Source organism: Vibrio sp. 704, assembly GCF_033339295.1.
The window spans coordinates 278,330-293,371 of the sequence record NZ_JAWOUH010000002.1 but is presented as its reverse complement, the minus strand read 5'-3'; the positions used below and the strand labels follow the sequence as shown (position 1 = coordinate 293,371).

General features: G+C 48.8%; 11 protein-coding genes. 1 reads left to right on the top strand and 10 read right to left on the bottom strand.

Annotated elements, in window-relative coordinates:
- Nucleotides 1–35: 35 nt before the first annotated feature.
- The 5 genes from R7R24_RS05175 to R7R24_RS05155 all read right to left on the bottom strand — a co-directional run bounded on the left by R7R24_RS05175 (nucleotide 36) and on the right by R7R24_RS05155 (nucleotide 6,920).
- Nucleotides 36–1,145, bottom strand: coding sequence for a lipocalin-like domain-containing protein (locus R7R24_RS05175; protein WP_054578597.1), 1,110 nt, complete (start codon nucleotides 1,143–1,145; stop codon nucleotides 36–38).
- Entirely contained in the window at nucleotides 1,145–3,655 is a 2,511-nt protein-coding gene (locus R7R24_RS05170) for an ABC transporter permease (protein ID WP_054578598.1), read from the bottom strand. The genes R7R24_RS05175 and R7R24_RS05170 overlap by 1 nt, the downstream gene beginning before the upstream one ends.
- Nucleotides 3,642–4,352 (bottom strand): ABC transporter ATP-binding protein, encoded by a 711-nt coding sequence (locus R7R24_RS05165; RefSeq protein WP_017820083.1) that lies wholly within the window; start codon nucleotides 4,350–4,352, stop codon nucleotides 3,642–3,644. Before R7R24_RS05165 ends, R7R24_RS05170 begins: the two co-directional genes overlap by 14 nt.
- 225 nt (nucleotides 4,353–4,577) lie before the next feature.
- Nucleotides 4,578–4,823: a DUF3297 family protein gene (locus R7R24_RS05160; RefSeq protein ID WP_005374689.1), complete on the bottom strand. Its 246-nt coding sequence runs from the start codon at nucleotides 4,821–4,823 to the stop codon at nucleotides 4,578–4,580.
- A 105-nt stretch (nucleotides 4,824–4,928) separates the two neighbouring features.
- Nucleotides 4,929–6,920, bottom strand: a complete 1,992-nt coding sequence (locus R7R24_RS05155) for a peptidase U32 family protein (protein ID WP_054578599.1) — start codon at nucleotides 6,918–6,920, stop codon at nucleotides 4,929–4,931.
- Nucleotides 6,921–7,147: 227 nt separating this feature from the next.
- Between R7R24_RS05155 and R7R24_RS05150 the strand changes: the two genes are divergently transcribed.
- The gene (locus R7R24_RS05150) at nucleotides 7,148–7,594 is read left to right on the top strand and encodes a DUF302 domain-containing protein (RefSeq protein ID WP_017634511.1); all 447 of its coding nucleotides are present in this window, start codon (nucleotides 7,148–7,150) and stop codon (nucleotides 7,592–7,594) included.
- An 82-nt stretch (nucleotides 7,595–7,676) separates the two neighbouring features.
- Here R7R24_RS05150 and R7R24_RS05145 read toward each other — a convergent pair whose 3' ends face one another.
- From R7R24_RS05145 to R7R24_RS05125, 5 genes are read right to left on the bottom strand one after another with little or no spacing between them, the layout of a single operon-like run.
- On the bottom strand, nucleotides 7,677–8,879 hold the full coding sequence (locus R7R24_RS05145) for a type III PLP-dependent enzyme (RefSeq protein WP_054576551.1): 1,203 nt from the start codon (nucleotides 8,877–8,879) through the stop codon (nucleotides 7,677–7,679).
- Entirely contained in the window at nucleotides 8,872–10,701 is a 1,830-nt protein-coding gene (locus tag R7R24_RS05140) for an IucA/IucC family protein (protein ID WP_054578600.1), read from the bottom strand. The genes R7R24_RS05145 and R7R24_RS05140 overlap by 8 nt, the downstream gene beginning before the upstream one ends.
- Nucleotides 10,673–11,878: an MFS transporter gene (locus tag R7R24_RS05135; protein ID WP_005374702.1), complete on the bottom strand. Its 1,206-nt coding sequence runs from the start codon at nucleotides 11,876–11,878 to the stop codon at nucleotides 10,673–10,675. The genes R7R24_RS05140 and R7R24_RS05135 overlap by 29 nt, the downstream gene beginning before the upstream one ends.
- Before the next feature lie 6 nt (nucleotides 11,879–11,884).
- Nucleotides 11,885–13,717: a siderophore biosynthesis protein PsvB gene (locus R7R24_RS05130; protein WP_005383472.1), complete on the bottom strand. Its 1,833-nt coding sequence runs from the start codon at nucleotides 13,715–13,717 to the stop codon at nucleotides 11,885–11,887.
- Nucleotides 13,714–14,925, bottom strand: a complete 1,212-nt coding sequence (locus R7R24_RS05125) for an ATP-grasp domain-containing protein (protein WP_005383468.1) — start codon at nucleotides 14,923–14,925, stop codon at nucleotides 13,714–13,716. Before R7R24_RS05125 ends, R7R24_RS05130 begins: the two co-directional genes overlap by 4 nt.
- Nucleotides 14,926–15,042 lie beyond the last annotated feature (117 nt).

Below are 15,042 nucleotides of genomic sequence, written 5' to 3'. Positions count from 1 at the left end.
TTCTAGTAGAATAATTGGGGCTCCCGCTCAACATTTCAATACCCCGTTAGCTCCATGTAACCAGTCCCAGAATGAGAGCCCTCAATACGTACTGGGCCTTCCCAATAAGGTACCGAAAGCGGCATTTTCGCGTTCGGGTTGAGAGCAGAAACGGTAAGCTCAATTTGCTGATTTGGAATCGACACTTGCCACTGGGTTGGATACTTTCGCCCTTGGATTTCTGTTTGCTTGGTTGCTATTAAGCGAATGTCTTTTTGAGAAATGGCGATGCCAGAGCCATCTTGCTGCATCAGCTTTGCGCTGGCGTAACTAGCTTGTCCGGTTTTGGAATCCCGCAACTGGAACACCACCAAGCTGGTTTTGTCACTCAACCTCAGAGCAAACCAGTCCCAGCCTTGTTGTGAGTCGAGTAAGAATTGCGAGCTCCACTCTCGATCTATCCAGCCTTCACCCGACACTTGATGAGTTTCGCCGTCGATGGTGACTTCACCGGAGACATCAATAAACGGTTGGCTGTAGTAATACGAAGCCACCTGACCATCGGCACTTTTGGTGCTGTAACCTTGCTCGCCTTGCTTTTGATAAGGTGCGCTGCTGGTCAGTTTTAGTGAGTAGCCAAACTGCTCTGAATTGGCATTTAGCGTGGCAGGGAAGAGGTCGTTGGTTGAAGAGGTCCACTGCCAATCATCGAGGTAAACACGAAATGGAGAGCTATCGACGCCGGCTAAGGACGCTTGAGCGCGTGACCATTTTTCATCTGCATAGTGTTTGTCGGTTGTCGTGACTGCGCTGTGCGCCATGTAGATTTGCTGAGTTTGCCACTCGGTTTTCTTCACGTCATCTTCGCCCGTTGGCGGCGCAGCAGCAAAGCGAAATTGTGTCCATTGAACGCCAAGTGGGTTGCCTTCTTCATCAATTAAGTTAGCGGTTAAGTACCACCATTCATGACGAAAGTTTGGGTGCGCTTGATGAACGGTAGGAAAGGTGAGTTCAACCCCTTTTTCTACGGGTGTGAATAGGTTGCTTTCGCTTTGCATATCTCCACTGCCCAGAAAAGTTCCCATATTTTGTTGCTGCGCATCTTCACAACCGAATAGGAATAAGCTGCTTATGAGTAGAGTAAGCTTGCTTGCCAATCGAACCATCACAAGACCTCGCTTTGCAAACTGGAGACGACAGGCTTACTGACCAATCGCCACAGCGGAATCAAGGTTGCGATCACTGCCACCAAGATGGTGATTGCCGCAATGCTCAGCGCATCACTCCAATTCCACAGATAATTTAAGCTCCAACCAAAAGCTCGTAAGGTGACGATGTCTGTCAGTACATAACCCACCATCGCACCGAGGGGCAGGGCAATGACCAGCGTAAAACTGACCAAAGCGACGATCTGCCCGACCACCATGGTCATTAATTTACGACGGCTGACGCCAAGTGCATACAGCCTTGCAATGGCGGCTTTGCGCGCGTCGAGCAACATAAAACAAGCACTGAACAAACCAATCACCGCGACCATCAACGTCACGCCGTTGAGTGCGCGTGTAATGGCGAAGGTCTGCGAGAAAATATCCAACGCGATGGATTTGATTTGCGCCTGATCGTAGAGCTGACTTGGATGCAGATTCAATTGCTCGCGCAGTTGCTCGTATACGATTTGTGGGTCTCCTGATACTTTAATGCCAAGGCTTGTTGGCAGGTCGGTAAAGCCACTCTCTTGCCATAATTTGGGTGCCAATAACACTTCACCGTTGGGTGAGCCGTAATCGTGGAATACCGCACCCACAAGCAGGTTCTTATTTGGAACGGCATCAAGCGTGAGCGCGCTACCCAGTGATAAACCCAGTTTGACCGCGGTTGGTTCACTGATAGCGACCAACTCACCTTGGTAAAAGCGTGACCAGAAGTTCTCCAAATGCGATTTGAACACCATGGTTTGTTCTAAGGTGTCTTTGTCTTTGGTACCAAGCAAAATCGGTAAGCCTTGCAGGTTATCGTCGACGTAGTATTGCTTGTAGACGGTCTCAACATTATTGAACTGCCCTAACGCGCGCTCTACATCAGCGATTTCTCCTTGGGCAGGGCTGACGTAAATATCGGCGTGTAGCCTTTGTTCTAACCACTGTTTTAAGGTGGATTCAAAACTGCCCACTAACGTATTCATCCCCATATTGGCTGTAACGGCGAGTAGCAGTGCCATCATGGCGAGAGAAAGCGGAGAAATCAGCTCGCGCAACTCAGCAAAAAGATACTGCATCAAACCGGAATTGGTGCGTTTTTCACACCAATTGGCTAAGACGCTGAGTGTTTTGGGTAGATATAAAGGAATCGACACCACAAGCACGCCGAGCCACGCCATGGTGAAGCGGTGATGCTCACTCAACCATAACCCTGCGAGTGCGAGAGCCGTCAACGAAGCACCTATCACGAACAATTGGTTTTCGTTAGAGGCTTCCGGCGCTTGATAAAATCCGCCATGAGAGGAAAGCGGCTGGCGCACTCGCTGTTTAAAGTGCTGCCAACATGCCAACAGGGTGGCGACTAACGTGAGTAGCAATGCTTGTGCCCACCATTGCCACTGCCAAGTTCCGGGCAGCAGTGTCGCGCCATAAAGTTGCTTTAGAGTCAGTGCCACGGTCGGATGTAACCAGTGGCTAAGCTGCATGCCCAATACAAAACCGAGGGAAGCGCCGATGGTAACGAGAAGAGTGAGCTCAACTAACAGCGCAGAGAACACAATGCTCGGCGCAACACCCGCTTGTTGAATTTGCACTAACAGCCGATTGCGTTTCAGCAAGCTGTACTTTACGCCGTTGTAAGCGATGAACAGCCCGACTAAAAACGCGAGTAAGCTCATTGCGGTGAGGTTGAGGTGAAAGCTGTCGGTCAGCGAACCAAGGTCTGTACTTTGGTTATTGGAAATCCATTGCCCTTGATCGCTAATCAGCTTCTGCCAATTTGCCTGCGTGTCTTTATCCCCTTTATCACCCGAATGGAAAACTGCAATGTAACTGAGCTGCCCTTGTTTATTGAGCAGTTGCTGGGCAAAGCCAATGTCCATCAACATTCGGCTACCTAACTGCCATTCGTCTGGTAGCACCACCACTTGGGTTGGAATGTCATCCAGAGTTAGGGTTTCTACTTCCCCTAAGTTTTGATGTTGAGATTGGCTCATCATCACGATCGGCTTACCGGCCAAAAGCTCAGGTAAAGGTAAAGCACTGTCGAACAAAGACACGTTTTGTTGGTTTTCTGACGAATAGCGCGAACGTGAGGAAATTGCGGCAATCAACTCACTACCTTGCACTGACCAGCGACGCCCTTGTTCGTCTCTCACTCGCCCTTCGATTACAGGTAGTGCTGCACTGAGCCCGTTTTGTCTAAGGGTGAAATAAAGAGACTCGGGCAGATAGTTTTGCCCTGCTGGTGGAATAATTAAGTTCTGAGCTTGTGCGCTAAGCTGCTCGGTAGATTCCGCATAACTTCGTTTGGCATTGAGGTTGATGGCTTGCACCGCAACGAATAAGGTCACAGCCAACACGATACCGATCAGAATCGCGGCGGCTTGCAGTGGCGCCTGCCGATAGTGCGCTGCAAACAGATTCAGGGCGAGTCGAGTATGAGTGAATCTGTTGTTTGATGGCTTAGTTTGCTTCATGGTGAAGCTCATGTTTGTTTACTTGATGGCTGTTCTGTAGCTGACTGTTATCCAATCGCAGCCGTGCTTTCATAAATTCAGCGCATTCATGGCTGTGGGTCACCAAGAGCACGGCGGTATTGCCTTGGGTGGTGATTTCACTGAGTAGTTTCATCACTTCCAAGCCTGCTTTTTGGTCGAGGTTACCTGTGGGTTCATCGGCGAGTAGAAGCTTAGGTTTGTGTGCCAATGCGCGCGCAATCGCGACTCGTTGTTGTTGACCTCCGGAAAGGGCAGAAACATGCCTGTCGAGAAGTTGGCTGATACCTAGAGTCTCGACCAAATAATCGCACCAGTCGTTCCATTTCTGTTGATTCAAATGCAGAGGGAAGGCGATGTTTTGCTGCACGTTGAGCGGCGTTAATAGATTGAATTGCTGGAAGATAACACCGAGTTTTTGATGTCGAAATCGGCTCCATTGTGGGTCTTTCCAAGCCGCCGTGTTATCGCCATCTAACCACAACTCACCATCGGAAAGCGGCTCAAAGCCAGCGATGACATTGAGCAAAGTACTTTTGCCGCTGCCACTTGCGCCCGTCAGCGCAACACTCGCTCCTGTGTTCAACGTGAAGTCGACGCCTTCCAACACGCGATGTGTCTCTTTGCCATCGACAAAGCTTTTGCTGGCGTGTTTGAGTGTGACAAGTGGGCTTTCCATTTCCTCTCCCTGTATTCAAAAGGTGTCGTTTCTTTTGGCAATGCTTATTGCTGTTCGTTCTTTAGAAACTTTAGACAACAATCAGATAAAAACAGCGATTTACATCGATTTCTTAATAACTTGTACTGAAAAGAAGAGGGAAGAGATTAAATGAGGAGGGATATGACAGGCATTAAAAAAGCCCGAGTCAAACTCGAGCTTTCAAATACATTCAGCGTGGTCAGCTTACACGTAGTACGCTTCAACTTCGCCTTTAAGTTTGATTAGCATTGGGTTACCGAAACGGTCTTTTGCTTTAGGAGAAGCAATTTTTACCCAACCTTCGCTGATGCAGTATTCTTCTACGTCAGTACGCTCTTGGCCGTTGATACGAATACCGATTTGGTGCTCGAAGCATTCTTTGATGAAGAATGGGCTACGTGGGTTACCCGCTAGGCGATCTGGTAGAGCTGGTTTAGCTGTGTCTGTCATTTTGTGTGACCTAAATTCCGTAAAAAGTGCGCTATTGTAGTCAGTGCACTGTGTGTGTTCAAGATATGTTGAGAGTCGATGCGTTGTTTAACTTTCAAGTAACTCCTACAACCCCTTTAAATACTGCGCGTTGGCTGTTGGTTGAATCATGGCATTCAGCGTTTGGACGGTTTGTTCGCTGTGTTCTTCAAGTAGAGCTAAGAACGCGTCAATCAACTCAGGTTTGCTTGCTGAGACTTTCGTTTCGGTCTGGATATCACGCAGATCGATCAACACATCGGTAAACAATTGCGGCAGATCGTGCAGCACTTGCAGGTTTAAGATGTTGTGCTCGCTGTAGATTGAATTGTGGCTGCCTTTTTGTTTTTGCACCAAGTAAGGATTGTCTTTTAAGTTGATGATAGACGTGCGTTTGTCACAGCGTTTCAAACAACTTTTGTTGACCTTCACCTTACGGCATCCTTCGGTTTGTTGAAACAAACATTGGCGGCTCGTGAGTAGAGTGTTCGGGTGATAAATGCTGTAGAAGCTGCGCATGTTTTTCGGACGCTTTATGTGACGCACCTGCTTCATATTCAGCTCGTTAGAAACAAACGCGCCACTTGCCGCGAACTCGTCTTGAAGGCATTTAAACGCGTATGAGTTCACCGTGTTCAGTTGTGGGCCTGCCACCCAGCCTAAGCCGAGCTCTTTTGCGATCATGCCGACACCTGAGTGGTTGGTGATCAACAACTCAGGTTGGATGGTTTCCAAAAATACGCGCGCGGCGTGGTAGTCTTCGCCAATCAAAATGGCTGGGAACCAAGGTTTGAGCATTGGGTTGGCTTGGAACAATTCAATCATCGCGCTCAGTTCACCAGACAATCCCATTGGCAATTGATAGTAAACATCAACGTCGTGGTATTCGCACAGCATGGCTTCTTGTGCTGACGAGATCAGAACCGATAATTTTGGCGCACCTTGGCGAGGTTCTGGTTGAGGTAACGTTGGCAGAGTTGGCACATCAATCGACCCTTTCAAGCTGCTGCCGGATACTTGTGTTGAAGTGACATCGAACGACTTAGTTTGCTCTGCCACTTTCTCAATGATCGCGGTTTTGTCATCGTAGAGTTTCTTTTTCACCGCTTGTACATCATCAGCAGACTGGCATTGGTAAACCTTCGAAAAATGCTTTACAGCATGGTCGCGCGGGTTGTCGATGTACATCGCCTTGCCGAAATCACCTTGCAAAAATGCGTTGGAGAAATCACGGTTGAACACCGTGTATAACTCTGTGGTGTCTTCAGAGAGTTCCAAACCCTCGCACAAGCGATCGATTTGCTGGCGCCAATTGTCGACCACGGTATAGACGTAGTGCGATTTCTTGATTCGCCCTTCCACTTTTAATGAATACACGCCAGCATCGGCAAGCGCTTCCAAGTCCCCAAAGGCGGAGTTGTCTTTCATATTGAGTGGGTAGTTGTTGCCTGTTTTGGTCGTTTCGTACTGTTCGCGACAAGGTTGGCTACAGCGTCCACGGTTACCTGATGCGCCATTGCGAGCGGAACTGATGTAGCAAATTCCGGAGAATCCGATGCAGTATGAGCCGTGGACAAACACTTCCATCATTACGTTGTGCTCGCGACCAAATTGCGCCAGATGTTTTATCTCACTGATGTTAAGTTCGCGAGATAAGTTTACTCGGCTTGCGGTGAGCTGGTTGAGAAAGAGGATTTGGCCTTCGTTATGCGTGTTCAGTTGCGTTGAAGCGTGCACATCCAAATCGGGAAAGTGATGTTTGAGAATGTAGGCCAGACCGAGATCTTGTACGATCACGCCATCGATTTTGGTGGTGTTCAGTTGGCTGAGCAAGCGAACAATCGCTGGAATTTCACTTTCTAAAATCAGCACATTCAACGTTAGGAAAATCTTACAGCTGTGCTGATGGGCCAACGTTAACACGCCATTTAAGTTATCTAAGGTGAGGTTGGTCGCTCGGTTACGAGCATTGAAGCGGTCGAGCCCACAGTAAATTGCATCGGCGCCAGCGGCAATGGCGGCTTTGATGGAATCTAAATCACCACCGGGTGCTAATAACTCAAATTGATCGCGTGTCACTACTTTTCTCTTTCTTACTAAAATAGGCTGCAAATGTTACGTATTTCACGCTTTTGATGCTCGGCTAGTTAATGCTTTATTAATCTGAATCAATTTATCCGTGTTACACGGTCGACTCTTGAGTGGGTAGAGTGCAATTCGCGATAGCGGAATCTGACTTCTATAGTTTTCCTACACTTGGTTTTTCTATATCTAGTTTTCGACTCAGAGAGAGGAAGGGACGACAAATGAAAAAAGTAATCATCGGGTTGGTCGTGGCGTTGACGTCATTGAGTGCGTTGGCTGGTGAGGGCGTGGTAACCGTTGCGAGCACACATTCAGCAAAAGATACGGCGGATAAATTTGTCGCTATCGCGCAAGAAAAAGGGTTGAACGTCTTTGCGCGCATTAACCATCAAGAGAATGCCACGAAAGTCGATATGACGTTGCGACCAACTGAAGTTATCGTGTTTGGAAACCCTAAAGTGGGCACACCACTGATGATCTGTGCGCAGGAGGTGGCGCTCGATTTACCCCAAAAAGTGTTGGTGTATGAAGATGCTGAAGGCAAAACGTGGTTAGCTTACAACGATCCGATGTATTTAAAGCAGCGCCATCATATTGAAGGCTGTGACGAGGTATTGAACAAAATCAGCGGCGTGCTGGGCAATTTAACCCACGCGGCGGCGAAGTAGGGTGCAGTATTAGGGCTGCTTGTTATGTTGAAGAATAAAAAAGCCCCAATGATTGGGGCTTGAATGAAGCGAAGTATGCCGTTTAAAAATAGTGGAAGATCGGCGGTTCATGCATCAAGAAGTTTTGATGGGAGATGTTCCACGCATAGGCGCCTGCTAAGGTAAACACAACATAATCACCAATATCGACATGGGCGACGTGTTGATTGCGTGCCAGCACATCTTTGGGCGTACAAAGCTGGCCGACAAAGGTCGCTTGTGCATGCTGAATTGGGTGAGAAATCTCATGGTGTTGCTCGCTTTTCAGGATGACGAATGGATGGTCATGACTCTGCGCTGCTGGCGTGCGGAAGTGGTGAGTTCCCCCGCGTGCGATGACAAAGTTTTCGCCAAGATTTTGCTTAATATCCAGTACTTCCATCACGTAATAACCGCATGCCGCCGTGATGAAACGTCCGCATTCAAAACGCAGTGTCCAGTCTTGTGCTTGCTCTTTGGCGATGAGGAATTCCAACTTGTCGCAAAACTCCATCCACGGAAAGTGTTGCTCAGGGTTTTGGTAGTTAATGCCCATGCCGCCGCCCAAGTTGATCATTAGCTCACCGAGTTCGAACTCCTGCTGCCACGCCTTCACGACTTGGAAATAGCGCTGCATTAACGCTAAGTGGCGTTCAACATCAAGCTGATGCGACATCAAGTGAAAATGGAAGCCTTTGAGTGACACTTGCGGGAAATCGCGCAGCAACATCAAAGCATTGCTCAGTTCGGACTCGTCCAAGCCAAACGGAGTCGGCTTGCCGCCCATTGCCAACTTGCTGAGCGTGATGTCGCCAATATCGATGTTCATACGCAAAAAGATCGAAGCAGGGCGGTTGAGGCGCTCGGTTAGCGCACCAATGCGTTGCAGCTCAGTGAGGCTTTCGACGTGAATCGCATCGACATCAAGTTCAATCGCTTGTTGCAATTCACTTGGCATTTTTCCTGGGCCACCGAAGATCAATGGTTTATCGAGTTGTTGCTGGTGGAGGTGTGCCAACTCCCCGCCAGATGCCGCTTCAAAACCATCGACATACGGCGCGAGCGTTTTGAGAATCGGGCCCGATGGATTGGCTTTAGCTGCGTAAAATAGCTCGACATTTTTCGGCAAAACGTGACGCAGTTGTTTGATGTGTTCTTCTAAGGCGCTTAGGTCATACACGTACGCGCACAAGGGTTGACTTTGCTGCCGTGCGAGCGTGTGAACTTGTTGGCAAACGTGTGTCGGTAGAGAGAGTGAATTAGACATGTTGCGATCCTTTTTCGTGTTGCTGCCAAGGCGCGGCGACTTGGGTATAGCCCGACTCCTTATCGGCTTTTTGCATCAAACGCGTGGTGAAATTATTTTTGCTTGGGAAGTGACCGCCATTTAGCAACGTTTCTAGTTCCGGTTGTTTTCCATTCACTGATTGCCAATGCACAATGGCACTTTGCACCGCATTCCACAGCGTTTGCTCTAGTGGCTCATCACCTTCTGCGATGAAGAAAATCGCTTCGCTGATGTTGTTGATAAAGGTGCAGTATCCGATGCGATTCCAGCCTTGTTCGCGACTGTAGTAAACCGATTGTCGTGCGCGTTCAGACAAGTCAGTTAATGTTTCTGCTGGCCAGAACTCCGGCAGTAATTTAGTGCCTTCCAAATCACGAATCCAAACACAACACGGCATCTCTTGCTCAAAGCCAATCAGGGTGTTTTGCAAATGCGGCTCAAACGCCACCCCGTGTTTGAAGTAGTAATTAAATACGCCCGGGATCAGGCAATGCAAATAGCGTTCAAACCAAAGTGTCGCGATGTCGGAATAGCGATTTTGCGTAGTACGCGCTTTGTTTTTAAGGCGTTGAGCAATGCGACTGTTGCCGTTATTATCGTAAGCAAACAGAGCGCCAGCGAGGGTTGGTTTCAAGATGTCGACTTCGCTCAGCGAGAAATTTTCGCGATACAAAATCCCAAACGATTCGCGTGCTTTGGTGTTGTCGTCCCAGTTGTGCTCAGCGACACTTTCTAGATTCAACGTGGTGGCGTAAGGCTCTGTCATCACTTTAAATACGGGGTTGTGCAGCTGTTCGTTTTCTCTAATTGGTTTGAGAATCGACGTGAGTTGCACGGCGCTGTCGAGTTCGTACCACGCGTTTTTGCGCACGCAATTGGTTAATCGTACGTTGATGGAGAATTTCGCAAACCAGTCCATGTCAGGGTGGTAGAGGGTACGAACTGAAGAGGTCGGCTGCATCTTTTCACCACCTAAACCCAGTGGCGTGATCTTGCCTTGTTCAATGGCGCGCTTCACGCTTGGGTTACTCAAAATGGTGTAGCTTTCCCAAGGATGACAAGGGTAGAGGGTCTTCCCATTGCTGGTGGCGTGTTGTGGCGCGAGCCGTTGTAGCATGCGCTGCGCAGGGTTAGCTTCTCCGTCGGAACTCAGCACATCAAGTAAGGACGTATCCACTTCAAACCAGTACAACGGGACTTGCGCGCCGACTTCTGGAGAAAACGCCAAGAGATCATCCATGGTGACGCCCGAACGACTTTTCGGGGTCGGATGGAAAGTATGCCCCCAAATCAGAGATTGTTCCGAAGCGATAAATTCGTTGTGATGCGATTTGGGCGCGACGTTGAGAAACTGCTCGGTAACCAGCACGCTATTTTCTAGTTGTTCGATCAGCTCATGGTTAAACGGGATCGCCAATACCTGCTTGAGATAGTTAAGCAAAAGCGTAAGAGTTTGCGTGGCATCCAATTTCGCCCAACCAGATCCCGGCATTTTCGCCCAAGGCAGTTCTGCCAATTTGATTTTGCCCAGTTTGCTCGCGTAGTGAATCGGCAAAACCAGCACGCCATTTTGTTGAGAAAGATGAACGGCTATCCGCTGTTTAGCGGGATAGTTGCGTTTTAACGTTTGGGGTAGCGATGTCGATTGGTAGTGCCATTCCACTTGTTGATTCGGTAGCGCAAATTCACGTAAGTAACAATTAAGAACACCCATTATCGTGTTGAGTTGGGCTTTCTCACGGTTGAGCTGCACCTCATGTGCGCGCAACTCGCTAGTCTGAGAGGATTGAGTTTGTAACATGTTGATTTCCAAATTTTGAGTGGAGAACCAGCGCGATCAAGGTGATTACGCTGACTATCGCAGAAAGTAGGAAAGGAACCTCAAGTAGCCCCAAGCTAGAAATGAAAGAAGCGCAAAATCCCGCTGCCACGCCACCCCATTTGGACATGGCATCAAAGCGAGAAAATACTTTGCCACTGAGTTTGCGATCCAGATTGCTCGCAAGATGCTGATGCAATCCGTGATAACAACACACCATCGCGATGCCGAAGATAATTCTCGCAGCAATGAGTGCGGTTTCGGACGCAATCAAATGCAAGGCAGAGCTCACGGCAAGCAATGCAAACCCAAGCCACAACGTGCGCAGCGGTTGATGGCGATTCAACCCATCTGACAACACGTGAATTTTTCCTGCCAGCAACAGATAGACGCCATGCGGCAGTGCGTACAAAAAACCGATCCATGCGTGGTTAGTGATGCCATATTGCTGCACAAACGGCGAGAAGTAAGGAAAGGTCACCACCATAGAAAACGCAAACCCGAATTGAGCAAAGAAGATCCAACGAATGGCATGCATTGCGTTTTTCTGTGCAACCGGTTTTTCTTGCTGAGGTTCTGAGTTTGGCTTTTCGAGGTTTTGGTCGGCGGGTTTATCCGCTGGCAGTGTTAGCGTGATGCCCATAGCAATTAAAGGCAAAACGCATAACCACAGGTACGCGTTGAGCGGGTTGGTCTCTGACAAGCTCCAGCCGAGCCCAATGGGCGCAACGATCAGCGCCAAGCGAGCAGATAGTTGGGTTTTATTGAGTGACTTGCCGAGTGTTTTGGCTTCTTTAATTTGACTAGATAAGTAGCTGTTCGAGGCGGCCATGGTGCCGCCAAAGGTTCCTTGAACAATAAGACCAAACACAAACATGGCGAGGTTGTCTGCCAAGCCGCACAGCGCAAACCCTGCTGCAAGGCCAAGTTGCGCACGCAAGAGTGAGAGGCGGCGACCGTAGCGATCGGCAAAGTTGCCCCAAAATCGCGCCGCCAACGCAGTACAAAACGTAGGTAGGATAAACAATACCCCTGCCCAGTCCGCATCAATGCTTGCGCCTAACGTTGGCAACACGACGGGTAGAAATAGCGGCATACCTAACGCGGCAAACGCAGCGATAAAGTGGCACAACAACACACTGTAGATGAGTTTGGTCATAATCGTTTAACGTACGCTTTTTTTGATGGCTTCTAAGTAGGCGCGTTGCGCTTCTTCGTTAGAAAGCAGCAAGAAGTTCGGAGCCGACAAACCATAGAACTTATTGATGTCACTCGCGCCGGAGGCTTCTTTCGAGAGCAAACTGCCAGAGCTCAACAAGTACTTGGCGTACAAATCAGGCGCCTCTTGCAGTAACTCGCGTGCCAGTTTTGTCTCTAACCCTTCGCCTTCCAATCGGTTGAGTTGCTCTGCAATGCTTTTGGCCACGATGGCGTAAAGCGATGCTGAAGAGGCAATGCCCTTCGCTGCCATAGATTCTACAATCGCTGCGATATCCAGTTGCAGTGTGATGGTGGTAAACATCTGACCGAGCGCCAATTCATTGTCGACTTTGATGCGTTGGTCGAGCAGTTCATCGCAATCCACTGGAAGTAGTTTTGCGCCGTGTTTTTGGGCTGCATGCTCTGTTGCAAAGTGGAAGCGCTCTGGCCAAATTCGCGCCGCGTCGTTGTCTTTCATCGCGAGCGTCATTTTGCCCTGTTGATCAAATGCAATGATGGCGTTTTGCTGGTTGGACTCCAATGCGATGCCATAACGAAGCCACAAGGTGAGGTGCACTTGGAATAATAGATCGACGTAATCTTGGAACCACGCCAGCGTATCTTGTTGATAGTAATGTTCTGCCAAATGTTCTAAGAACAAGCGGTCGTCAGGCATTGGGCTTGCTAGTGCTGCAACCGGAACTAACGCTTTGTCTTCGCAATGAGTAAGTGGGTACTCACGTACGATGTACGCGAAGGTTTTATCCTCGCCGATGTGTCCACCGTGTTTTTCGTTGCAATGGAACAAGCGACTGTTTAAATCGGCGTCCGTTTGTTCAAGGTGGCTGAGTAGGCGTTCAAACCAGTGGCCGTCATACAGTGTTGAAGGCTTGATTAAGCGAATATTTTTCGTGCCTAGCGATCGCATGATCAGCGGAACCTTGATGTGAATGTGCGGTGCCTCGTTGACGACCACAGTACGAACGGAAAGCGTCGGCGTCACGTCTAGATACGTTAAAGGCGCTTCTATCACACCTTCGGGTAAGGCTTCTAAAGATCGCAGGGTGAGCGGATGTGCAGGGAACAGAACGTGGCTCAGTGCAAAATCAGCAGGAAGCCCCACTTGCTCCATGGTTGGCCAGCAATCAGGTTGTCCGCTGGTTAATGTTACCAGTGATTTTTCAATCGCAATCCAATGCAGAGCAAAGCTTTGTGCGAACTCGGGCGCGTACTTAGCAAGGTCTTCATCGCTCAGGCCAAACTTCGCCCGCGCAGTTGGATAGTACGGATGGTCAAGGTAAGAAGCGATCTGGTCGGCTAGCAGCAGTTTTTGATGCCAAGAACCAAGCTCGGATATTGGTTGAGAAATGTGGTCTGCATGATGATGAAACGCTTGGTCACACAGCGCTTTGTGTTTCTCTGCACATTCCAGTTCTTGAAGGTATCCCGCCAGCAACTCGTGAGAGCTCTCGTGCGCCAGTGTCGTTAGTAGCGCAATCCACTCTTTGTAATGCTGTTGATGCTCGACTTGGCCATTTTTCTCCACCCACCAACCTGGTGGTGTTTCGTCATTGGCGTGACCGTAGCGCCAGTGCTGCATGTAATACGTTGGCGCAACAGGTAAATACAACGTGAAATCAGAGTTGGCAAATATCAGCCAGACTTGCTCGTCTTGAGGAACAATTACCCCTTTTGGCGCGTCTCTACTGAACTTGGCCTTCGACAAAATGCCAAACATGTCTTCGCGCAAGCAAGTGTCGATCAATCGTTGCGTTAGATACAAAGCGTTGTCATTCATGCTGCCACCTCACGAGTCGGAGCTAGATCGAAATTGCTAAGCGCGTTCTGCAGCGCTTGGTCGAGATTTCGCCCTGATGGTGAGACAATCGAAATTCGGGCGAGATAATCCTTATTGGAATAACTCTGTTGGAAGTGTTCTCCAGCGGTTTTTAGTACCTGTTGCTGGGTGATGATATCGTCATCGTGTTGGATGAACGACGTCGAACCTCCGTCAATAACACCACTGTGTTCCGCAACTACGTAGTGCACGTGCGCTGACCCATGAATTTGGTAATCGCCGTCCAATCTTCGACCCAGATGCAGACCCAAAATCGTGCTAAACCAACCGAAGGGAGCGAGATTGTTGAGCAAGAATTCGCGGCCATCTCCAATACTGCGGTAGTTAATTTCCACCAGAACCGGGCCATTTTCCGTAATAATAAATTCGCTGTGGCAAACTCCAAAACCAACGCCGAACGCTTTCAGTTGAGCCAAGCAAGCTTCTCGGTGAGCAATGCCGTTTGGTCCGTTCCAGTCTGCGGCGGTTTCGATAAAGTAAGGCGGCTCAGAGAGCGACACATCAAAACCGCCCACGGCGATAAGTTGGTTACCGTCTCCTAAAGTTTCGAGCGTAACCAACGGTCCTTGAAGAAACTGCTCCACCAGAATGGCGGCGTTTGGGTGCTTTTGCCAAAACGCCTCGCAGTAAGCATCGAGCTCGCTTTGGGAGTCACAGCGCTGTACATCTAAACTTGCCACGCCTTCTTTGGGTTTTGCTACGACAGGGAAGGCCATGCCTAATGCCACATTCGAATGGCGATGCAGCAAACAGCTTTGTGTGTTGGGTAAGGATTTTTCATTTAACACTTGTCGAGTTAAGTGTTTGTTTTTGGCCTTTAACGTGACAGACCAATCTTTGGATGGGAGGCCAAAAAATTGCGCGCAGATGGCGGTGGAAGTTTGTAAGTGATCACTATTGCTGAAAATAGCGTCTGGCTTTAATTCATGCTCCGTGATGGTTTCGATGAGTTCTAATGGGTTGAAGACATCACATTCTAGAATGGTATCCGGATTAAAGTGACTATCATGACTCGCCAACTCTAAATGGCTGAGCTTATGGTCGGTGATAAGAACGACGTGAAGGTCCATCGCTTTAGCTGCAGGCACAAAGCCGTGAGTGACTGCATCGTTAACGACATGACTTACGATAATCATCGTAGATTTCATGAGCTTTCCTAATTTTCTAACATTTTCTTCTAACGTTGATAAAGTCGCTCACGGTCGTCTTCCAATGTGCCTCTCTCGAGACGGAGGGCAGAAGTTTTAGTATTTATTGTTATGATA

Coding starts and splice junctions, on each gene's coding strand:
- R7R24_RS05135 (WP_005374702.1), bottom strand. CDS start 11,878: ATGACCAAACTCATCTACAGTGTGTTGTTGTGCCACTTTATCGCTGCG.
- R7R24_RS05130 (WP_005383472.1), bottom strand. CDS start 13,717: ATGAATGACAACGCTTTGTATCTAACGCAACGATTGATCGACACTTGC.
- R7R24_RS05125 (WP_005383468.1), bottom strand. CDS start 14,925: ATGAAATCTACGATGATTATCGTAAGTCATGTCGTTAACGATGCAGTC.
- R7R24_RS05145 (WP_054576551.1), bottom strand. CDS start 8,879: ATGTCTAATTCACTCTCTCTACCGACACACGTTTGCCAACAAGTTCAC.
- R7R24_RS05170 (WP_054578598.1), bottom strand. CDS start 3,655: ATGAAGCAAACTAAGCCATCAAACAACAGATTCACTCATACTCGACTC.
- R7R24_RS05175 (WP_054578597.1), bottom strand. CDS start 1,145: ATGGTTCGATTGGCAAGCAAGCTTACTCTACTCATAAGCAGCTTATTC.
- R7R24_RS05165 (WP_017820083.1), bottom strand. CDS start 4,352: ATGGAAAGCCCACTTGTCACACTCAAACACGCCAGCAAAAGCTTTGTC.
- R7R24_RS05160 (WP_005374689.1), bottom strand. CDS start 4,823: ATGACAGACACAGCTAAACCAGCTCTACCAGATCGCCTAGCGGGTAAC.
- R7R24_RS05140 (WP_054578600.1), bottom strand. CDS start 10,701: ATGTTACAAACTCAATCCTCTCAGACTAGCGAGTTGCGCGCACATGAG.
- R7R24_RS05150 (WP_017634511.1), top strand. CDS start 7,148: ATGAAAAAAGTAATCATCGGGTTGGTCGTGGCGTTGACGTCATTGAGT.